General features: G+C 71.6%; 16 protein-coding genes. 4 read left to right on the forward strand and 12 right to left on the reverse strand.

What is annotated here, in order from left to right:
* Positions 1–93: 93 nt before the first annotated feature.
* The 6 genes from AB0M29_RS16750 to AB0M29_RS16775 all read right to left on the reverse strand — a co-directional run bounded on the left by AB0M29_RS16750 (position 94) and on the right by AB0M29_RS16775 (position 6,782).
* Positions 94–951, reverse strand: coding sequence for a shikimate dehydrogenase (locus AB0M29_RS16750; protein WP_365383154.1), 858 nt, complete (start codon positions 949–951; stop codon positions 94–96).
* A gap of 39 nt (positions 952–990) precedes the next feature.
* Positions 991–2,805 carry an endolytic transglycosylase MltG gene (mltG, locus tag AB0M29_RS16755; RefSeq protein ID WP_365383155.1) on the reverse strand — a complete coding sequence of 605 codons (1,815 nt, stop codon included), beginning with the start codon at positions 2,803–2,805 and terminating at the stop codon, positions 991–993.
* Positions 2,806–2,906: 101 nt separating this feature from the next.
* Positions 2,907–3,371, reverse strand: coding sequence for a Holliday junction resolvase RuvX (ruvX, locus tag AB0M29_RS16760; RefSeq protein WP_365383157.1), 465 nt, complete (start codon positions 3,369–3,371; stop codon positions 2,907–2,909).
* 7 nt (positions 3,372–3,378) lie between these two features.
* Positions 3,379–6,048 carry an alanine--tRNA ligase gene (gene alaS / locus AB0M29_RS16765; protein ID WP_365383159.1) on the reverse strand — a complete coding sequence of 890 codons (2,670 nt, stop codon included), beginning with the start codon at positions 6,046–6,048 and terminating at the stop codon, positions 3,379–3,381.
* Entirely contained in the window at positions 6,048–6,335 is a 288-nt protein-coding gene (locus AB0M29_RS16770) for a DUF6167 family protein (protein WP_365383160.1), read from the reverse strand. Before AB0M29_RS16770 ends, alaS begins: the two co-directional genes overlap by 1 nt.
* Before the next feature lie 6 nt (positions 6,336–6,341).
* On the reverse strand, positions 6,342–6,782 hold the full coding sequence (locus AB0M29_RS16775; protein ID WP_365383162.1) for a DUF948 domain-containing protein: 441 nt from the start codon (positions 6,780–6,782) through the stop codon (positions 6,342–6,344).
* Between the two features lie 184 nt (positions 6,783–6,966).
* Between AB0M29_RS16775 and AB0M29_RS16780 the strand changes: the two genes are divergently transcribed.
* Complete coding sequence (locus AB0M29_RS16780) at positions 6,967–9,132, forward strand: tetratricopeptide repeat protein (protein ID WP_365383163.1); 2,166 nt, start codon at positions 6,967–6,969, stop codon at positions 9,130–9,132.
* 127 nt (positions 9,133–9,259) lie between these two features.
* On the opposite strand, the gene rpsD is transcribed toward AB0M29_RS16780, so the two are convergent.
* Positions 9,260–9,874 carry a 30S ribosomal protein S4 gene (gene rpsD / locus AB0M29_RS16785; RefSeq protein WP_365383164.1) on the reverse strand — a complete coding sequence of 205 codons (615 nt, stop codon included), beginning with the start codon at positions 9,872–9,874 and terminating at the stop codon, positions 9,260–9,262.
* Between the two features lie 133 nt (positions 9,875–10,007).
* Here rpsD and AB0M29_RS16790 point away from each other — a divergent pair, with 133 nt between their 5' ends.
* Complete coding sequence (locus AB0M29_RS16790; protein ID WP_365383382.1) at positions 10,008–10,721, forward strand: DUF2470 domain-containing protein; 714 nt, start codon at positions 10,008–10,010, stop codon at positions 10,719–10,721.
* A 34-nt stretch (positions 10,722–10,755) separates the two neighbouring features.
* On the opposite strand, the gene AB0M29_RS16795 is transcribed toward AB0M29_RS16790, so the two are convergent.
* The 4 genes from AB0M29_RS16795 to AB0M29_RS16810 form a co-directional block, all read right to left on the reverse strand.
* Positions 10,756–12,111 (reverse strand): replication-associated recombination protein A, encoded by a 1,356-nt coding sequence (locus tag AB0M29_RS16795; RefSeq protein ID WP_365383166.1) that lies wholly within the window; start codon positions 12,109–12,111, stop codon positions 10,756–10,758.
* A gap of 56 nt (positions 12,112–12,167) precedes the next feature.
* Positions 12,168–12,815: a vitamin K epoxide reductase family protein gene (locus AB0M29_RS16800; RefSeq protein WP_365383168.1), complete on the reverse strand. Its 648-nt coding sequence runs from the start codon at positions 12,813–12,815 to the stop codon at positions 12,168–12,170.
* Positions 12,816–12,995: 180 nt separating this feature from the next.
* Positions 12,996–14,258, reverse strand: coding sequence for a histidine--tRNA ligase (gene hisS, locus AB0M29_RS16805; RefSeq protein WP_365383170.1), 1,263 nt, complete (start codon positions 14,256–14,258; stop codon positions 12,996–12,998).
* Between the two features lie 20 nt (positions 14,259–14,278).
* On the reverse strand, positions 14,279–14,989 hold the full coding sequence (locus AB0M29_RS16810; protein WP_365383172.1) for an MBL fold metallo-hydrolase: 711 nt from the start codon (positions 14,987–14,989) through the stop codon (positions 14,279–14,281).
* A 283-nt stretch (positions 14,990–15,272) separates the two neighbouring features.
* Between AB0M29_RS16810 and AB0M29_RS16815 the strand changes: the two genes are divergently transcribed.
* Together AB0M29_RS16815 and AB0M29_RS16820 are read left to right on the forward strand one after the other, a co-directional pair.
* Positions 15,273–16,121 (forward strand): peptidylprolyl isomerase, encoded by an 849-nt coding sequence (locus AB0M29_RS16815; protein ID WP_365383174.1) that lies wholly within the window; start codon positions 15,273–15,275, stop codon positions 16,119–16,121.
* A 146-nt stretch (positions 16,122–16,267) separates the two neighbouring features.
* Positions 16,268–17,497 carry a DUF349 domain-containing protein gene (locus tag AB0M29_RS16820; protein ID WP_365383175.1) on the forward strand — a complete coding sequence of 410 codons (1,230 nt, stop codon included), beginning with the start codon at positions 16,268–16,270 and terminating at the stop codon, positions 17,495–17,497.
* 84 nt (positions 17,498–17,581) lie between these two features.
* On the opposite strand, the gene AB0M29_RS16825 is transcribed toward AB0M29_RS16820, so the two are convergent.
* The gene (locus AB0M29_RS16825) at positions 17,582–20,038 is read right to left on the reverse strand and encodes a bifunctional (p)ppGpp synthetase/guanosine-3',5'-bis(diphosphate) 3'-pyrophosphohydrolase (RefSeq protein ID WP_365383176.1); all 2,457 of its coding nucleotides are present in this window, start codon (positions 20,036–20,038) and stop codon (positions 17,582–17,584) included.
* Positions 20,039–20,353: the final 315 nt, after the last annotated feature.

Genomic DNA, 20,353 nt, shown 5'->3' on the forward strand with positions numbered 1-20,353 from the left:
CTTGTATCGCGCCCGTGCGAGTTCTCGCCTCGATCCTCCCACGATTCGCCGGGCCGCCCGGAACCGCGTCCAGGGAGCGGACGGCGCCGCGCCTCAGTGCGCCGCGAGTGCCGCCTCGCCCGCCGCGCGCATCGCCGCCAGCGGTACGGGGGCCTGGCCGGTCTGCAGTTCGACCTGGAGTACCGCCTGGTGGACCAGCAGGTCCAGGCCGCCGACGACAGCGCCGCCGCGGTCGGCCCAGGCGGCGGCGAGCCGGGTCGGCCAGGGGTCGTAGAGGACGTCGAAGAGCGTGCCGGGGGTGGCGGGCACCGCGGCGGCGAGGTGGTCGGCGGCGCCCGCCGGGGTGGTGGCCACGACCAGCGGGCGGACCAGCGCCTCGGCGGCGTCGGCCCAGTCGGCGGTGCGGACGAGGACGCCCAGCCGCTCGCCCCACTGCCGCATCTCGGCGGCGCGCTCGGGGCCGCGGACATAGGCGGTGACCTCGCCGGTGCAGATCTGGGCGAGGGCGGCGAGGGCCGAGGAGGCGGTGGCGCCGGCGCCGAGGACCGCGGCGGACGGCACCGAGGTGATGCCGCGCTCGCGCAGTGCGGCGATCATGCCGGGGATGTCGGTGTTGTCGCCGCTGCGGCGCCCGCCGGGGCCGATCACCACGGTGTTCACCGCCTCCACCGACGCGGCGGTGGCGGTCATGTCGTCCAGCAGCGGCAGCACGGCCCGCTTCAGCGGCATGGTCAGCGACAGCCCGCCCCAGACGGCGGGGTCGAGCCCGTCGAGGAAGCCGGGCAGCGCGGCCTCGTCCACCTCGAAGCGGTCGTAGCGCCAGTCGCTCAGGCCCATCGCGGCGTACGCCGCGCGGTGCAGCACGGGAGAGAGCGAGTGGGCGATGGGCGACCCGAGCACGGCGGCGCGGCGCGTGCCCGGGGTGCCCGGGTGCGGTTCGGTGGTACCCACGAAAGAGTGATCCGTCCGGTTCCTGTCCGCGGCTGCGGGCTAGGGGTGGTAGTTGGCCTTCAGCTTGTTGAACTCGGCCTGGGTCTCGGTGAACTTCGTCGTCTTCCCGTCGAGGGAGATGAAGTAGTACCAGTTCCCGCTGTCCGGGCTCATCGCCGCCTTCAGCGCCACCAGTCCGGGGTTGCCGATCGGACCGGGCGGCAGGCCCTTGTACTTGTACGTGTTGTACGGGTCGTCGAGCTGCCGCATCTGTTCCAGGTTCAGCTTCGTCTCGTTCTGGTTCTTGATGTAGTTGTACGTCGAGTCGAACTGCAGGATCCCGTAGGTCTCCTTGTTCGTCGGCACCAGGCGGTTGTAGACGACCTTGGCCATCTTGCGGAAGTCGTCGTTCGTCTTGCCCTCGGCCTGCACCAGGCTGGCGACGGTCAGCAGTTCCAGCGGCGACTTGAGGCCCTGCTTCTTCGCCTCCGCGGCCAGGTCGTACGCGGCGAACTGCTTCTTCGCCTCGCCGATCATCTCGCGCAGCAGGGTCTCGGGCTTCATGCCCTTGGCGACGCTGTAGCGGGACGGGAAGAGGAAGCCCTCCAGCGGGTCCTTGATCTTGGAGTTGGTGTCGGCCCAGTCGGGCAGGCCGAGGTTCTTGGCCTGGGCGCGGGCGACCTTGAGGGTCGCGCCGTCGGCGAGGCCGAGCCGCTTGTCGATCGCGGCGTAGATCTGCGCGTCGCGCATGCCCTCGCTGACGATCATCGCGTTCTGCGACTTGGGGTCGAGCATCATGGTGACCGCGGCGGCCGCGGACATGTTCCGGTTGAGCACGTAGACCCCGGCCTGGATGAACTGGCCCTTGGGGTTCTTGCGCGCCGCCGAGGTGAAGGCGTCCACGCTCTTCACGACCCCGGCGTTCTTCAGGATGTTGCCCATGGTGGTGAGCGTCGATCCGGTGGGGATCTGCACCTGGACCTCGCCGGAGCCGCTGCCCGTGTAGTCGGGCGCCGGGCCGAAGTGGCTCTGGTAGAACTCGTAGCCGAAGTACCCGGCGCCGCCGAGTCCGCCCGCCAGGACCATCACGACCACCAGGCAGGCGCAGCCGCTGCGGCGCTTCTTGCCGCCCTTCGAGGTGCCCTTGCCCGCGGTCTTGCCCGACCTGCGGCCGCCGCTGTTCGCGACGGAGGTGTCGTCCTCGTCGTCATCGTCGTCGCGGTCGGCGAAGAAGGCGTGCTCGCGGGGGTCGTCCTCGGCCTCCGCGTCCCAGTCACCGGTGGTGTCGGGGGCCGTCCGCAGCGGCTGCGCGCCCGGCTCCTGCGGATGGGCCGCCGGCGCCGGTGCGCCCTGCCGCATCCGCTGTCCCTGCATCGGCTGCTGGGGCTGGCCCGGCTGCTGCCGGTACTGCGGCTGCTGCGGCGGCGGGTAGCCCTGCTGCCCGTAGAAATCCGGCTGCTGGCCGGTGGAGTACGGGTCCTGCGGCTGGTGTCCGCCGTACGGGTCCTGCCCGCCGTATCCGCCGACCGGGTGAGAGCCGGTGTCGTAGCCGCCGTCGTACCGCGCCTGCTGGTACTGCTGCTGCCCGTTGTGCTGCGGGTACTGCTGCTGGGGCTGGCCCTGCTGCTGGGGGTACTGCTGCTGGTACTGCGGCTGCTGGGGCGACTGCGGCTGGTACTGCTGCTGGCCCTGGTGCTGCGGGTACTGCTGCTGGGGGTGCTGACCGGTGGCGTACGGGTCATCCCAGCCGCCCTGGTACTGCTGCTGGGGCTGCTGGGGCGGATGCGGCTGCTGCGCCTGGTCGTAGCGGTCACCGAAGAGCGGGTCCTCGGGGTGCCACGGTTCGGAGCCGGAGCCCCGGCCATAGTCAGTCATCGGTCCCCTTGGTACGCGGCCGGCAACGGGCCTGCCGACCTTGCGAAACGGGCGGCGCCCGAAGGCGCCGCCGTGTCGCGCGGAACGTTACCGTATCGCCATCAGGGGACTACTTCGACGCTCTCGCCCGGAGCTTTACCCGACACCCGTTCGGTCTCCAGAGCGCTCTGCAGAATGATGACGGCCGCAGCCTGGTCGATTACGGAGCGTCCCTTTTTCGCGTTCCTGCCGGACGCGCGCAGCCCCTGAGCGGCTGTCACAGTCGTCATGCGCTCGTCCACGAGGCGCACCGGCACCGGGAAGATGATTTTCGCCACACGTTGCGCGAAGTCCCTGACCTTGGCCGCCGCCGGCCCCTCGCTCCCGCTGAGGGACCGGGGCAGCCCGACGACGACCTCGAGCGGCTCGTACTCCCCGACGATCGCCGCCAGTCGCCGCAGCGCCGCCTCCACATCCCGGCCGGGCACGGTCTCCACCGGAGTGGCGAGGATCCCGTCGGGGTCGCACGAGGCGACCCCGATCCGGGCGTCCCCGACATCCACCGCGATACGGCGGCCCCTTCTCATGCCGCCGTCAGGCCTTCTCTGCCACGAGCCGCTGGACGGACTCGATCGCGGACTGGACGGCGCCGGCGTTCTGGCCGCCGCCCTGGGCGACGTCGTCCTTGCCGCCGCCTCCGCCGCCGAGGGTCTTGGCGGCGGTGCGGACGAGTTCGCCGGCCTTGATGCCGCGCTCGCGGGCGGCCTCGTTGGTGGCGATCACGGTCAGCGGGCGGTCGTTGGCCACGGTGAACAGGGCGACGACGGCGGCACGTCCGCCGCCGATGCGCTGGCGGACGTCGAGGACCAGCTTGCGCAGGTCGTCGGCGCCGGTGCCGTCCGGGACCGAGCCGGTGACCAGGGCGACGCCGTTGATGTCGGCGGCGCTGTCGGCGAGCCCGGCGGCGGCCTGGAGCACCTTCTCCGCGCGGAAGCGCTCGATCTCCTTCTCGGCGTCCTTGAGCTTGGCGAGCATGCCGGAGATCTTGTCGGGCAGCTCCTCGGGGCGGCCCTTGACCAGTTCGGTGAGCTGGGCGACGACCGTGTGCTCGCGGGCGAGGAAGTTGTAGGCGTCCACGCCGACCAGGGCCTCGACGCGGCGCACGCCGGAGCCGATCGAGGACTCGCCGAGCAGCTTCACCAGGCCGAGCTGCGAGGTGTTGTGCACATGGGTGCCGCCGCACAGCTCCTTGGAGAAGTCGCCGATGGTGACGACGCGTACGTGCTCGCCGTACTTCTCACCGAACTCGGCGATGGCGCCCTGGCGTTTGGCCTCGGCGATCGGCAGCACCTCGGCGGTGACGTCGAGTTCGCGGGCCAGCACCTCGTTGATCTTCTGCTCGACGTCGGTGAGCACCGTGCCGGGGACGGCGGCGGGCGAGCCGAAGTCGAAGCGGAAGCGGCCGGGCGAGTTCTCGGAACCGGCCTGTGCGGCGGTCGGGCCGAGAGCGTCGCGCAGCGCCTGGTGGGTGAGGTGGGTGGCGCTGTGGGCGCGGGCGATGGCCCGGCGGCGCACCAGGTCGATCTGGGCCAGCGCGCCGGAGCCGACGGTGACCTCGCCGACCTGGACGACGCCCTTGTGCACGCTGACGCCGGGCACCGGCTGCTGCACGTCGCGCACCTCGACGACGGCGCCGGAGTCCAGCCGGATCCGGCCGGTGTCGGCGAGCTGGCCGCCGCCCTCGGCGTAGAACGGCGTACGGTCCAGGACCAGTTCGACCTCGTCGCCCTCGGTGGCGGCGGGCGAGGGGACGCCGTCGACGAGCAGGCCCACGACGGTGGCCTCGTTGTGGTTCTGGGTGTAGCCGGTGAACTCGGTGCTGCCGGAGCGGTCGGCGACCTCGCGGTACGCGGACAGGTCGGCGTGCCCGGTCTTCTTGGCCTTGGCGTCGGCCTTGGCCCGGTCCCGCTGCTCCTTCATCAGGCGGCGGAAGCCGTCCTCGTCCACGGTCAGGCCCTGCTCCGAGGCCATCTCCAGGGTGAGGTCGATCGGGAAGCCCCAGGTGTCGTGGAGCAGGAACGCCTTCTCGCCGGAGAGGACGGTGCCGCCCGCCGACTTGGTCTCGGTGACGGCGGTGTCCAGGGTGTTGGTGCCGGCCCTGAGCGTCTTGAGGAAGCGGGCCTCCTCGGCGAGCGCCACGGACTCGATCCGCTTGCGGTCGGTGACCAGCTCCGGGTACTGCTCGCCCATCGTCTTGATGACGACGTCCATCAGCTCGGCGACCACCGGCTCGGTGGCGCCCATCAGCCTCATGTTACGGATGGCGCGGCGCATGATGCGGCGCAGCACATAGCCGCGGCCTTCGTTGCCGGGGGTGACGCCGTCACCGATGAGCATCACGGAGGTGCGCATGTGGTCGGCGACCACGCGCAGCGAGACGTCGGTGTGCTGGGCGGCGCCGTACTGGACGCCGGTCAGCTCGGTGGCGCGGTCCATGATGACGCGCAGGGTGTCGGTCTCGTACATGTTCCGCACGCCCTGCAGGATCATGGCGAGGCGTTCGAGGCCGAGACCGGTGTCGATGTTCTGCGACGGCAGGTCGCCGAGGATCGGGAAGCTCTCCTTGCCCTCGCCGGCGCCGCGCTCGTACTGCATGAAGACGAGGTTCCAGATCTCCACGTACCGCTCGTCGTTGACGGCGGGGCCGCCCTCGACGCCGAAGTCGGGGCCGCGGTCGTAGTTGATCTCGGAGCACGGGCCGCAGGGGCCGGGGACGCCCATCGACCAGAAGTTGGGGCCCATGCCGAGGCGCTGGATGCGCTCGGCGGGCACGCCGATGACGTCGCGCCAGATCTGCTCGGCCTCGTCGTCCTGCTCGTAGACGGTGATCCAGAGCTTCTCCGGCTCCAGGCCGTAGCCGCCGTCCGCCACGGAGCTGGTGAGCAGCTCCCAGGCGTACTTGATGGCGCCTTCCTTGAAGTAGTCGCCGAAGGAGAAGTTGCCGCACATCTGGAAGAAGGTGCCGTGCCGGGTGGTCTTGCCGACCTCTTCGATGTCCGGGGTGCGGACGCACTTCTGGACGCTGGTGGCGCGGGCGAACGGCGGCTTGACCTCACCGAGGAAGTACGGCTTGAACGGCACCATGCCCGCGGGGACCAGCAGCAGGGTGGGGTCGTCGGCGATGAGGGACGCCGACGGCACGACGGTGTGCCCGCGCTCCTCGAAGAAGCGCAGCCAGCGGCGGCGGATTTCTGCCGACTCCATCAGTGATCGTCCTTCCGGTTGTACGCAATGCCCCGGCGCTGTGCCGGGAGTTCTGGTTCCGGGGCCGTCAGCCCCAGGGCGTCGTGCAGTTCGGTCTCGCGCTCGTTCATGCCCGCCCGCACGTCCTGGGCGAACACCCGCAGCCGGGCGCCGGTCTCCAGCGCGCGGTCCGCGGCGGTGGCGGCCAGGCTCTCCGGGGTCAGCCTGCGCAGCACGCGGTTGACCTTGGTGGTCGCCCAGACTCCGGTGGCGGCACCGGTCAGGAACCAGAACATACGGCGGAACATGGGGCCTCAGTCCTTCGAGCGGTTGCGTCGGCCGCCGCGCCGGGCGGCGGGCAGCACCTTGCCTGCCGTCACGGTGCCGGGCGCGGGGCGGACGGGGCCGCCGGCCCGCAGGCCGACCGCGCGCCGCACCCCGTACCCGAAGGCCGCGACCTTGACCAGCGGGCCGCCGAACGCCGAGGCCACGGTGGACGACAGCGCGGAGGCGTTGGCCGTCACCTCCGCCACGTCCGCGGTGATGGTGTCGACCCGGTCGAGCTGGGTGTGCGCGGTGCGCAGCGCGTCGGACGCCTCGCCGAGCAGCGGTACGGCCTGCTCGGTGATCCCGGCCACCAACTGCGTGGTCCGCCTGAGTGTCTGGGCCAGCCGGACCAGCGCGACGGCCAGGAACGACACCAGGATCGCCCAGAAGACCGCCACGATCATGGCCGCCACTTCTCCACCGGACACCTTGCCGCGCCCCCTCGAAATCACCTGTCGACTGAGTACCGACCTTATCGCGAGCGGCCTGGGCGTCCGTACCGCATTAGCTGCGTGGCGCCGGGGCGCGGGCGGGGCGGAAACGCGGGGCCGGAGGGGCTCTCGGGTGGTGGGATTGTACGTTCCGCACACTCTCAAGTACGCTCCGTACACCATGGAGACCGTGGGTAACCTCCCGGCGGAGCTGAACGCCTTCGTCGGCAGGACGTCCGAACTCACCGAGCTGTCGGCGATGTTGTCGCGCTCGCGGCTCACCACGCTGACCGGGGTCGGCGGTGTGGGGAAGTCCCGGCTCGCGCTGCACGCCGCCCGGCAGGCGCAGGACCGTTTCCCCGACGGGGTCTGGCTGGTGGAGCTGTCGGGGCTGCGGGACGCCTCGCTGCTGGGCCACACGGTGGCCGCGGCGCTGCGGGTGCCGGACAACACCGCGCGCGAGCCGCTGGTGGCGCTGACCGAGCATCTCGCGGACCGCGAGGCGCTGCTGGTGCTCGACGGGTACGACGAACTGTGCCCGCAGGTCGCGGAGCTGACCGCCGCGCTGCTGCGGCGGGCGCCCGCGGTGCGGGTGCTGGCGGCGGGCCGTCGCTCGCTGGGTGTCACCGGCGAGCATCTGCTGCCGGTGGAGCCGCTCCCGGCGCCGGACGCGGACGGCGACGCGGTACGGCTGTTCGCGCGGCGCGCGGCGGCGGTGCTGCCCGGGTTCGCCGTGACGGGCGCCAACAGCGGTCCCGTGGTCGAGTTGTGCGCCCGCCTCGACGGTCTGCCGCTGGCGCTGGAGCTGGCCGCGGTACGGCTGCGGGCGCTCTCCGTCGAGCAGGTGCTGGACCGGCTGGACGACCGGTTCCGGCTGCTGACCGGCGGCGATCCCAGCGCGCCCGCCCGGCATCGGGCGCTGCGTACCGCGATCGGCTGGAGCCACGAGCTGTGCACCCCGCGGGAGCGGCTGCTGTGGGCGCGGCTGTCCGTCTTCGCCGGGCGGTTCGACCTGGAGGCGGTGGAGTACGTCTGCGCCTGCCCCGATCTGCCCGAGGACGAGATCACCGAGACCGTCGAGGCGCTGGTGTCGCAGTCGGTGCTCAGCTGCGAGACGGGCGGCGACGGCCTGGTGCGCTACCGGATGCTGGACACGGTGCGCGAGTACGGTGCCGGGTGGCTGACCGCGCTGGGCGACGACGCGCGGATGCGGCGGCGGCACCGCGACTGGTACCTGGGGCTGGCCACCTGGTGCGAGCTGGACTGGTTCAGCGCCCGGCAGGCGGAGGTGGCCGCCCGGGTGGAGGCGGACATGCCGAATCTGCGGCGGGCACTGGAGTTCAGCCTGGACGGCGCCGCGGGCCGACCGCCGGAGGACCCGGCCATCGGCCAGTACCTGGCGGGCACCCTGTGGTTCTGCTGGGCGGGCTGCGGGCGGCTGGCCGAGGGCCGGCACTGGCTGGAGCGCGCGCTCGACGTGGCACCCGGCCCGTCGGAGGCGCGCGCCAAGGCGATGTGGGTGTACGGCTATGTGTCGCTGCTGCAGGGCGACTCGGTCGCCGCGCTCGGGGTGCTCCAGGAGTGCCGCGCCGAGGCGGAGGCCACCGGCAACGACGTCGCGGCGGCGTACGCGGTGCACCGGCTGGGGTGCCTGGCGCTGGTGTCCGACGACATGCCGCGGGCCGAGACCTTCATCAGCGAGGCGCTGGGCCGCTACCGGCGGATCGGCGAGCTGAACAGCAACGTCCTGATGGCGCAGGTCGAGCTGGCGATGGCGGTGGCGTTCCAGGGGGATCTGCCGCAGGCGGTGGCGCTGGCCGAGGAGGCGCGGCAGATCTGCCAGGACCACGGCGAGCGGTGGACGCTGGCGTACGCGCTCTATGTGCTCGGGTACGCGGCCTGGCTGTCGGGCGACGCCGCCCGGGCCCGGCGGATGGCCGAGGAGGCGCTCGCCATCGACCACGCCTTCCACGACCTGGTGGGGGCGGTGCTGGCGCTGGAACTCCTGGCCCTGATCACCGAGGGCGAGGGCGCCCCGCAGGAGGCGGCGGTCCTCCAGGGTGCCGCGGGGCGGCTCTGGGAGTCGGTGGGGCTGCGGCTCTTCGGCTCGCGCTTCTTCAACGCCCCGCACACGCTCTGCGAGGCGCGCTTGCGCGCGGCTCTGGGTGACGTCGACTACGCCGCCGCGCTGGTTGACGGCAGTCGGCTCGGCCTGGACGCCGCGGTCCACCGCGCCACCACCGGCCGCCCCCGGGCGCCCCTCCCGGCCCCCCTTCCCCCGGGCTCCCTCCCGACCCCGCGCACCCGCGCCGTCGCCCCCCAGGGGCGCGAGGAACTGCGCGACTAGCCCCCACCGGGCCGGTGGTCCGAAGACAACCGATCTGCCCCTCTGGGGCCGGTGGTGACGTGCAGGCACGCGACGGCTGGTCGCGCAGTTCCCCGCGCCCCTTCGGGGCACAGGTCTTCCGCGCGCGTCAGCGGGCGTAGTACTCGACTACGAGCTGCTCGTCACAGATGACGGGAATCTCGTTGCGGTTGGGCTCGCGGTCGAGGCGGAAGGCGAGGGCTTGGAGGTTGACCTGGAGGTAGCGAGGGGTCTCGCCCTCGCCGGCCCAGCCACCCTCGCGCGCCACGAGGAACGGCGTCTTCTCGCGGGACCGCTCGCGGACGGTCACGACGTCGTCGGGCCGGACCCGGAACGACGGCTTGTCGACCTTGCGGCCGTTGACCTCGATGTGGCCGTGCACGACCATCTGGCGCGACTGGTAGACGGTGCGGGCCAGCCCGGAGCGGAGCACCAGCGCGTCGAGCCTGCGCTCGAGCTCGATGATCAGCGCCTCACCGGTCCGCTTGCCGGACACCTTCTTGGCGCGGTCGTAGGCGCGCTGCATCTGCCGCTCGCTGATGTCGTACTGCGCGCGCAGCCGCTGCTTCTCCAGCAGCCGGGTCTTGTAGTCGCTGTTCTGCTTGCGACCGCGACCGTGCTCACCCGGCGGGTAGGGGCGTGCCTCGAAGTACTTGACCGCCTTCGGGGTGAGCGCGATGCCCAGCGCCCGGGACTTCTTGACCTTGGGACGCGACTGATTCACGTGCGTCGAACCTCCGTGTAAATTAGGTAAGGCTTACCTTAGCTGAGGAGATCGCATGATTCGACCCGGGAACCCCATGTCCGGCGTACCGGCCCATGGTCAGCCGCGTCCCGAAGTGGAAGAAGCGCCCCGGCTGCCCTCGGCAGCAGAACGCGCGCGAACTCTCGTCGAGAATAACTCGTCGGCCGCGCTCGTCATTCCTGGACTGAGCCCGGCCCCCGGCGAGCCGATGACGCCGCTGCGCCGCTCGGTGGGCCCGCACGGCGACGTCTTCCTGCTGTTCGCGCGGGACTCCGCCGTGGTGCGGGCGGTCGAGGCCGCGCCGGACGGCGAAGCCGCCGCTGTGCTGGAGATCACGGATGTCGCACCGGTCGCCGTGCCGCACCGGATCCGCGGCCGCGCCTGGGTGGCGGGCTGGCTCACCCTGGTGCCCGGCGGCGCCTTCGAGGCGGGTACGGCGCTGCTGCGGCTGGAGCCGGGCGAGGTCTCGGTGGACGATCTGTGGGGCACGGCGCTGGTGGAGCCCGACGAGTTCGCGGCCGCCGAGGCGGATCCGCTGGCCGGGTACGAGACGGAGCTGCTGCAGCATCTGGCGGCGGCGCACGGCGCCGAGGTGGGCCTGCTGTGCGCGCTGGTCGGTGCGGACGGCACCTCCTGCGAGGGTGGCGTGGCACGCCGGGCCGTCGCCGCCGTCCCGCTCGCGCTCGACCGCTTCGGCCTGCGGGTCCGCTTCAGCGGCGACGACACGACCTTCGACGCGCGCTTCGACTTCCCCGAGCCGGTCACCGAGCTCGACGGCGCGCGGCGGGCGATGCGGACCCTCTTCGAGGCGGCCCGGGAGTCATAGTCCCCGGGGTCCTGGCGGTCCGGGCGCCCGCCGCTCACTCCCCCGCGCCGGACAGCCGCTCCCGGGCCCACTGGACGATGTCGGCGTAGCGCGCCTCCGCGCCGTGCCGGGTGGGCTCGTAGTAGCGGCGGCCGCGCAGCTCGTCGGGGGCGTACTGCTGGGCGGCGATGCCCCCGGGCACGTCGTGCGGATAGACGTACCCCTGGGCGTGGCCCAGCTTGGCGGCGCCCTTGTAGTGCCCGTCCCGCAGGTGCGGCGGTACGGGTCCGGCCTTGCCCGCGCGGACGTCGGCGAGCGCGGCGCCGATCGCGGTGGTCGCGGAGTTGGACTTGGGCGCCAGGGCGAGGGCGATGGTGGCGTGGCTGAGGGTGAGGGCGGCCTCGGGGAAGCCGATCAGCGCCACGGCCTGCGCGGCGGCGACCGCCGTCGGCAGCGCGGTGGGGTCGGCCAGGCCGATGTCCTCGCTGGCGGAGATCATCAGCCGGCGGGCGATGAAGCGCGGGTCCTCGCCCGCGTCGATCATCCGCGCCAGATAGTGCAGCGCGGCGTCCACGTCGGAGCCGCGGATGGACTTGATCAGGGCGCTGGCCACGTCGTAGTGCTGGTCGCCGTCGCGGTCGTAGCTGACCGCGGCCCGGTCGACGGACTCCTCCAGGGTGGCCAGGGTGAGGGCGTCCTCGCCCTTGGCGATGGCCGAACCCGCGCCCGCCTCCAGCGCGGTGAGCGCCCGCCGGGCGTCGCCCCCGGCGATCCGCAGCAGATGCGCCTCGGAGTCCTCCGGCAGCGTCACCGCCCCGGCGAGGCCCCGCTCGTCGCCGACCGCGCGGCGCAGCACACCGCGCAGGTCGTCGTCGGTGAGCGGCTCCAGGGTGAGCAGCAGCGAGCGCGACAGCAGCGGCGAGATGATCGAGAAGTAGGGGTTCTCGGTGGTGGCGGCGATGAGGGTGACCCAGCGGTTCTCCACCGCGGGCAGCAGCGAGTCCTGCTGCGCCTTGCTGAAGCGGTGGATCTCGTCCAGGAAGAGCACGGTCTCGCGCTGGTAGCCGCCCGCCTGGCGCTTGGCGCTCTCGATGACCGCGCGGACCTCCTTGACGCCCGCGGTGATCGCCGACAGCTCCACGAACCGCTTGTTGGTCGCCTTGCTCACCACATACGCCAACGTGGTCTTGCCGGTGCCGGGCGGCCCCCACAGGATCACCGACGACGGTCCGGCCGGCCCGCCGCCGCCCTCCCCCACCAGCCGCCGCAGCGGCGCGCCCGGACGCAGCAGATGCTGCTGGCCCACGACCTCGTCGAGAGTACGGGGACGCATCCGTACGGCGAGCGGGCTGCTGCCCGGGTCCCGCTCCTGACGGTCCTCTGCTGCGGCGGTGAACAGGTCTGGCTCCACGCGTGCAGCCTAAGCCGTGGCGCTGACAACCCGGTCCGCCACCGGTCGCGGCAGCCTCAGATGAGCGTCTTCCAGTAGGCCCACCAGCGGGCCAGGATCAGGGTGGCGAGGATGCCGAACCACAGCACCGGCACCACCCAGTGGAACTCCAGCACCAGAGCGCGCGCGCCCGCGGGGACCTTGATGACGCCGTGCTTCATGTTGTGCACGGCGGTGTACCAGAACATCAGGATGGTGACGACCCAGGCCAGGCTGCACCACAGGCAGAGCGAGCCGATCGAGTACAGCGACTGGTACTGGAGCCAGGTGACGAATCCGACGCCGAACAGGGTGCCCGCCTGGAGGCCCAGCCAGAACCAGGGGCGGTAGCGGGCGCCGGCGATCATGCCGATCGCCAGGCACATCACCACCGGGTACGCCATCAAGCCGATCATCGGGTTCGGGAAGCCGAACGCGTGGGCCTGGTCGCTCTGCATGATGTTGCTGCACGAGATGATCGGGTTCAGGCTGCACGCCGGCTTGAAGCCCGGGTCCTCCAGCAGCTTGAACTTGTCATCGGTGATCACGAACGACGCCAGGGTGCCGAGCGCGGCGCAGATCACCAGGAGCCAGGTGTACGCGCGTCCCGCTCCGATGAGGACCGCGGTCGGGCGCTCGTCGTCGTCGCTGTCGGTTCGGCTCTCGTCCAGCGCGGAAGTCGTCATGATGGCCGTTCTCTGGGTCGGTGGGGGTTGCCGGGCATCCTCATTGTGCACCAGCGCACTGTGGACGAGACCGGCCCTGCGGGCCTCGTACACGGACGGGGGGCGTACGGATCCTCTCCGTACGCCCCCCGTTTCACACCTCGCCACCGCGGTCGGCGACAGCCGTGGTCACGGCCTCGGTCACGCCAGCCGTTCGGTGAGCACCGCCACGATCTCGTCGAGGGCGACCGGCCGCTGCTCGCCGCTCTCCAGGTCCTTCATCTGCACGACACCCTCGGCGAGGTCCCGCTCCCCCGCGACCAGCGCGAACCTGGCGCCGGAGCGGTTCGCGGACTTCATCGCGTTCTTCATGCCCTTGCCGCCGAAGGCGAAGTCCGCGGCGAGCCCGGCCCTGCGCAGCGCGGTGACGGTGGTGAACAGCGTCCGCCGCGCCTCCTCGCCGAGCGGCACCGCGTAGACGTCGGTGGCCGGCGGCAGCGGCAGCTCGACGCCCTCCGCGCGCAGCGCCAGCACCGTGCGGTCCACGCCGAGCGCCCAGCCGATGGACGGGAGCGCCGGGCCGCCGATCATCTCGGACAGGCCGTCGTACCGCCCGCCGCCGCCGATCGCGGACTGCGAGCCGAGCCCGTCGTGCACGAACTCGAAGGTGGTGCGCGTGTAGTAGTCGAGCCCGCGCACCAGCTTGGGGTCGTCCTCGTACGCCACCCCGGCCGCCGTCAGCAGCTCGCGCACCTGCTCGTGGTACGCCTTGCACGCCTCGCACAGGTGGTCGGCGATCAGCGGCGCCCCGCTGAGCTGCTTCTGCACCGCCTCGCGCTTGTCGTCCAGCACCCGCAGCGGGTTGATCTCGATCCGCTTGCGGGTGTCGTCGTCCAGGTCGAGCCCGCGCAGGAAGTCCTGCAGCGCGGTCCGGTAGGCCGGGCGGCACTCGCTGTCGCCGAGCGAGTTCAGCAGCAGCCGGAAGCCGGTCAGGCCCAGCGAGCGGTAGGCGTCGACGGCCAGGATGATCAACTCGGCGTCGAGCAGCGGGTCCTCGGCGCCGATCGCCTCGGCCCCGACCTGCGAGAAGTGCCGGTAGCGGCCCGCCTGCGGACGCTCGTAGCGGTAGTACGAGCCCGAGTACCAGAGCTTGACCGGCAGATTCCCGGTCTTGTGCAGATTGGCCTGCAGGGCCGCGCGCAGCACGGACGCCGTGCCCTCGGGACGCAGCGCCAGCTGGCTGCCGCCCTTGGTGGTGAGGGTGAACATCTCTTTGGTGACGATGTCCGTGGACTCGCCGACACCGCGGGAGAACAGCTCGACGTTCTCGAAGCCGGGGGTCTCGACATAGCCGTAGCCCGCGCGGCGGGCGGGGGCGGCGATCGCCTCGCGCACGGCGAGGAACACCGCGGAGTCGGGCGGCAGCAGATCGTAGGTGCCCTTGGGGGCCTGGAAGGGGGTCACAGCGGAACTCACTGAATCCGTCACATTCCTCGTCGTGGAGCCTGTGGTGCGGCTCCTGAGCCGCCGGCCGCCTTCACCAGGTACGGGTTGGCGGCGCGCTCGCGGCCGATGGTCGTCTGGGGGCCGTGTCCCGACAGCACCACGGTCGAGTCGTCGAGCGGCAGGCATACGCGGGCCAGCGACTCGAACAGCTCGGCGGTGGAGCCACCGGGCAGGTCGGTACGTCCGACGGAGCCGGCGAAGAGCAGGTCACCGGAGAAGAGCACCGACGGGATGTCGGCCTTCTCGGGCAGCCGGAACGTCACCGACCCCCTGGTATGGCCCGGCGCGTGCGCGACATCGAACTCCATCCCCGCGATCTCCAGCGGCAAGCCGTCGGACAGCTCCCTGAGGTCGTCCGGTTCCCCGATGGTCAGCGTTCCCATGATCTGCTCGCCCACGGAGAAGCCGAGACCCTTCTCCGGCTCGGTGAGCATGTAGCGGTCCTCGGGGTGGATCCACGCGGGCACGTTCCGCGCGCCGCAGATCGGCATCACCGACGCGGTGTGGTCGAGGTGGCCGTGGCTGAGGATGACGGCGACGGGCTTGAGCCGGTGCTTGGCGAGCGTCTCCTCGACGCCCCGGGTCGCGTCCTGGCCCGGGTCGATGATCACGCACTCCTCGCCGGCGGCGGGGGCGACCACGTAGCAGTTGGTCCCCCAGGCCCCGGCCGGGAACCCGGCAATCAGCACGTTCGTCCTTCTGTCGTCGTCGAAAGTCTCTTCGGACCTCGCGTGGGACGTGCCCCGGCGTCCGATCGGGCGGCGTCCGCAGCTCAAGAGCCTACCGGCGACGGCCGTACGGTCGCGAACTCGTATCGTGCCCGCATCGACCCGGTCGCGGACTGGACTGCGGGCGCCCGGGGACGCGAAGATCTGCCGCACGTGTATTCGCGTGCGGCACGCGGATGTACAGCGGAAACACAGTAAACACACAGCACCTACGGCACACACCAGACGACCGGGAGACGGCGAAGTGGTCACCAAGGATCAGCGGCGGCGGCAGCTCGCCCGGGAGAAGTTCGAGCGGCAGCAGGAGCGCCGGGTGGAGCAGCGGCGCAAGTCGCGCACCCGCAACTCGGCGATCGCCGCCGTCCTGGCCGTCGTCGTGATCGGCGGTGGCATCGCGGCCGCGGCCGGCGCGTTCAGCAGCGACAAGAAGAAGACCGACGCGTCGAACAACCCCGCCAGCCCGTCCGCCTCCGCCTCGGCCAGCGCCAAGCCCAAGGGGCCGGACCCGTGCGCGAAGCCCGCCGCGGGCAGCCCGGGCTCCGAGCAGTGGAAGAAGGAGCCGGCGCAGACCATCGACAAGAGCGCCAAGTACACCTTCACCCTGCAGACGACCTGCGGCGCGATCCCGATCGCGCTGGACGCGGCGAAGGCACCGGAGACGGTGAACTCCTTCAACTTCCTGGCGGGCAAGGGCTTCTTCGACCACACCAAGTGCCACCGGCTGACCACCGCCGGTATCTATGTGCTGCAGTGCGGCGACCCGACCGGCCAGGGCAACGGCGGTCCCGGCTACACCATCGCCGACGAGAACCTGACGTCGCTCGGCAAGGCCGGCGCGCAGGGCACGGTGACCTACCCGGCCGGCACCGTGGCGATGGCCAACACCGGCCAGCCGCACACCGGCGGCAGCCAGTTCTTCCTGGTCTACAAGGACAGCCCGCTGGCTCCCAGTTACACGCCGTTCGGCACGATCTCACCTGACGGCCTCAAGGTGCTCACCAAGATCGCGGGCGCCGGCGAGTCCAGCGGGCAGGGCGACGGGGCCCCGAACGCGACCGTGGTGATCAACAAGGCGACGGTCAGCAAATCCTGATTGGTGCCGCATCGGATGCGGACAGCCGGGGCGCTGGTCGCCTATGTTGGCGTTGGACCGTGACGGGCGCGCAGCCCGGCCGGAGAAATACTGTGGAAGATGCCCGCCGGCCGTGAGCCGGCCAGGCATCACATGGAGGAGGCGCTGTGAGCAGCGACCCGTGGGGCCGCGTCGATGAGACGGGGACCGTGTACGTGCGTACGGCCGACGGTGAGAAGGAGGTCGGTTCGTGGCAGGCGGGTTCTCCGGAGGAGGCGCTGGCCTACTTCGAGCGCAAGTACGAGGGACTCGTGGTGGAGATCGGCCTCCTCGAACGACGCGTGCGGACCACCGATCTCGCGCCCAAGGACGCCCTGACGGCGATCGAGCACCTGCGCACCGCGGTGACCGAGGCGCACGCGGTGGGCGACCTGGCGGCGCTGGGCGTCCGGCTGGACGCGCTGGTCGAGCTGGTGGACTCCCGCCGCGAGGAGCGCAAGGCGGCGAAGGCCAAGCAGAGCGAAGAGGCCAGGACGGCCAAGGAGCAGCTGGTCGCCGAGGCCGAGCAGCTCGCGGAGAGCGAGCAGTGGCGTACCGCGGGTGAGCGGCTGCGCGCCCTGGTCGACATCTGGAAGGGCCTGCCCCGGCTCGACCGCAAGGCGGACGACGAGCTGTGGCACCGGTTCAGCCACGCCCGCTCGGTGTTCTCCAAGCGCCGCAAGGCGCACTTCGCGTCGCTCGACGCGCAGCGCGAGGAGGCCAGGCGCACCAAGGAGAAGCTGGTCACCGAGGCGCAGTCGCTGTCCGGTTCGACGGACTGGGGGCCGACGGCGGCCCGCTACCGCGAGCTGATGACGGAGTGGAAGGCGGCAGGCCGCGCCCAGCGCGAGGCCGAGGACGACCTGTGGAACCGCTTCCGCGGCGCCCAGGACGTCTTCTTCGCCGCCCGCTCCGAGGTGTTCGCCGAGCGGGACACCGAGCAGCGCGACAACCTCGCGCTCAAGGAGGAGCTGGTCGTCGAGGCCGAGAAGCTGCTCCCGGTGACGGATCTGAAGGCGGCGCGTGCCGCGTTCCGGTCCATCAACGAGCGGTGGGAGGCGATCGGGCATGTGCCGCGCGACGCCCGTCCCCGTATCGAGGCGCGAATCCACACGGTGGAGCGGGCGCTCCAGGCGCAGGAGGACGCCGAGTGGAACCGTACGAACCCCGAGACGCGGGCCCGCGCCGCCGGGCTGACCGGCCAGCTCCAGGCCGCCGTCGACAAGCTGCGCGCGCAGATCGACGCCGCCAGGGCCGCGGGCAACACCGCGAAGGCCGACAAGCTCGCCGGTGAGCTGGAGGGCCGCCAGGCGCTGCTCGACCAGGCGCTCAAGGGGCTGCAGGAGTTCGGCGGCTAGCCGCAGACAAGCAGCAGGCAACGGAGCGGCGGGCGGGCCCGGAGAGATCCAGGCCCGCCCGCCGCTCTTGCACGGTTGCGGGCGCTACCGCTGGCGGCCCGAGGTCACCCGGTACACGTCGTAGACGCCCTCCACGCCGCGGACCGCCTTCAGGACGTGACCCAGATGCTTGGGGTCGCCCATCTCGAAGGTGAACCGGGAGGTGGCGACCCGGTCGCGGGAGGTCTGGACGGCCGCGGACAGGATGTTCACGTGCTGGTCGGACAGCACCCTGGTGACGTCGGACAGCAGCCGGGAGCGGTCGAGCGCCTCGACCTGGATGGCGACCAGGAAGACCGAGGACTGGGTGGGCGCCCACTCGACCTCGATCATCCGCTCGGGTTGCTGCGAGAGCGAGTCCACGTTGACGCAGTCGGCGCGGTGCACCGAGACGCCGTTGCCGCGGGTGACGAAACCGATGATCGGATCGCCGGGCACCGGGGTGCAGCAGCGCGACAGCTTCACCCAGACATCGCTGGTGCCCTTGACGACCACACCGGGGTCGGCGTTGGCGCGGCGCTTGCTGCGGCCCTGCGTCGGAGTGGTGATCTCCGCGATGTCCTCGGTCGCGCCCTCCTCGCCGCCGAGCGCGTCGACCAGCTTCTGGACGACGGACTGCGCGGTGATGTGGCCCTCGCCGATCGCCGCGTAGAGCGCGGAGATGTCGGGGTAGCGCATCTCGTGCGCGAGGGTGACCAGGGAGTCGCCGGTGAGCACCCGCTGGATCGGCAGGTTCTGCTTGCGCATCGCCCGGGCGATGGCTTCCTTGCCCTGCTCGACGGCCTCCTCGCGGCGTTCCTTGGAGAACCAGGCGCGGATCTTGTTCCTGGCGCGCGGTGACTTGACGAAGCCCAGCCAGTCGCGCGACGGGCCCGCGCCCGCCGCCTTGGAGGTGAAGACCTCCACCAGGTCGCCGTTGTCGAGGGTCGACTCCAGCGGCACCAGACGGCCGTTGACCCTGGCGCCTATCGTCCGGTGGCCGACCTCGGTGTGCACCGCGTACGCGAAGTCCACCGGTGTGGCACCGGCAGGCAGCGCTATCACGTCGCCCTTCGGCGTGAAGACGAAGACCTCGCTCTGCGAGAGGTCGAAGCGCAGCGACTCCAGGAACTCGCCGGGGTCCTCGGTCTCCTTCTGCCAGTCGAGCAACTGGCGCAGCCACGCCATGTCGTTGACCGCGTCGTCCTTCTTGTCGGAGCGCGGGCTGTCGGTGCGCACCTTGGACGCGCCCGCCACCGCCTCCTGCTTGTACTTCCAGTGCGCGGCGATGCCGTACTCGGCGCGGCGGTGCATGTCGAAGGTGCGGATCTGCAGTTCGACGGGCTTGCCGCTGGGGCCGATCACCGTGGTGTGCAGCGACTGGTACATGTTGAACTTCGGCATCGCGATGTAGTCCTTGAACCGGCCGGGGACCGGGTTCCATCGCGCGTGGATGGTGCCGAGCGCCGCGTAGCAGTCGCGGACGGTGTCGACCAGCACCCTGATGCCGACCAGGTCGTAGATCTCCGCGAAGTCCCGGCCGCGGACGATCATCTTCTGGTAGACGCTGTAGTAGTGCTTGGGCCTGCCGGTGACGGTCGCCTTGATCCGGGCGGCGCGCAGATCCTGCTGGACCTGGTCGGTGACCACGGCCAGGTACTCGTCGCGCTTGGGGGCGCGTTCGGCGACCAGGCGGACGATCTCGTCGTACATCTTGGGGTAGAGGATCGCGAAGGCGAGGTCCTCCAGCTCCCACTTGATGGTGTTCATGCCCAGCCGGTGCGCCAGCGGGGCGTAGATCTCCAGCGTCTCGCGGGCCTTCTTCTCCTGCTTCTCGCGCTTGAGGTAGCGCATGGTGCGCATGTTGTGCAGCCGGTCGGCGAGCTTGATGACCAGGACCCGGGGGTCCTTGGCCATCGCGACGACCATCTTGCGCACGGTCTCGGCCTGCGCGGCCTCGCCGAACTTCACCTTGTCGAGCTTGGTGACGCCGTCGACGAGCAGCGCCACCTGGTCGCCGAAGTCGCGGCGCAGGGTGTCCAGGCCGTACTCGGTGTCCTCGACGGTGTCGTGCAGCAGCCCCGCCATCAGGGTGGCCGGGTCCATGCCCAGCTCGGCGAGGATGGTCGTGACGGCGAGCGGGTGGGTGATGTACGGGTCGCCGCTCTTGCGCTTCTGGCCGCGGTGCCAGCGCTCGGCGACCTGGTAGGCCCGCTCGATCTGGCGCAGCTGCGCGCTGTCGCCCTTGGGGTCGTTGCCCCGTACGACCCGCAGCAGGGGTTCGAGCACGGGGTTGTACGGGCTGGAGCGCTGCACACCGAGCCGGGCGAGGCGGGCGCGGACGCGGCTGGAGGACGCACCGGGGCGGGTCGGGGTGACGCTTCCCGGCGTGCGTACGGGCCGGACGGCCGCGGGGGTCGTCGGCTTGGGCGCGACTGCCTGGCTGTCGGCGGCGGAGTCCGTCCCGCCGGCGGCCGGCTCGGACCCGTCTGCGGCGTCGAGCGGCTGGGCCTCGTCTGGCAAGAGCACTCCTCACGCGGGGTAGAAGTCCCATGGTATCGACCTGCGGCGTCGGCCGGGCGCGCGGAGGTGCCGGGCGCCCGGCTGCGCGGCCGTACGAGGCCCGTGTGCGGCCGTACGGTGCCGGGTGGGTCTGCTGATGCCCGCGGGGCGCCACGGGCGCTCTGACGGCCTCTGGGGGCCGTGGGAGCGCCCATGACGGCTAGGGCCTGTCGGCGGATCATGGGCGGTCCAGGCGGCGTCTGGTGCGTGCGACCGCAAGGCGCCGGAGTGTCCTCATAGCGGAGCTATTTGGGCATTTCGGCAACGCAGTGGGCG

This window comes from Streptomyces sp. NPDC051976, assembly GCF_040680795.1.
Classification (GTDB): Bacteria; Actinomycetota; Actinomycetes; order Streptomycetales; family Streptomycetaceae; genus Actinacidiphila.

Bases quoted from the DNA above. Each gene is read 5' to 3' on its own strand.
- mltG (WP_365383155.1), bottom strand. From the start codon at position 2,805: ATGACTGACTATGGCCGGGGCTCCGGCTCCGAACCGTGGCACCCCGAG.
- ruvX (WP_365383157.1), bottom strand. From the start codon at position 3,371: ATGAGAAGGGGCCGCCGTATCGCGGTGGATGTCGGGGACGCCCGGATC.
- alaS (WP_365383159.1), bottom strand. From the start codon at position 6,048: ATGGAGTCGGCAGAAATCCGCCGCCGCTGGCTGCGCTTCTTCGAGGAG.
- AB0M29_RS16770 (WP_365383160.1), bottom strand. From the start codon at position 6,335: ATGTTCCGCCGTATGTTCTGGTTCCTGACCGGTGCCGCCACCGGAGTC.
- AB0M29_RS16780 (WP_365383163.1), top strand. From the start codon at position 6,967: ATGGAGACCGTGGGTAACCTCCCGGCGGAGCTGAACGCCTTCGTCGGC.
- AB0M29_RS16800 (WP_365383168.1), bottom strand. From the start codon at position 12,815: ATGACGACTTCCGCGCTGGACGAGAGCCGAACCGACAGCGACGACGAC.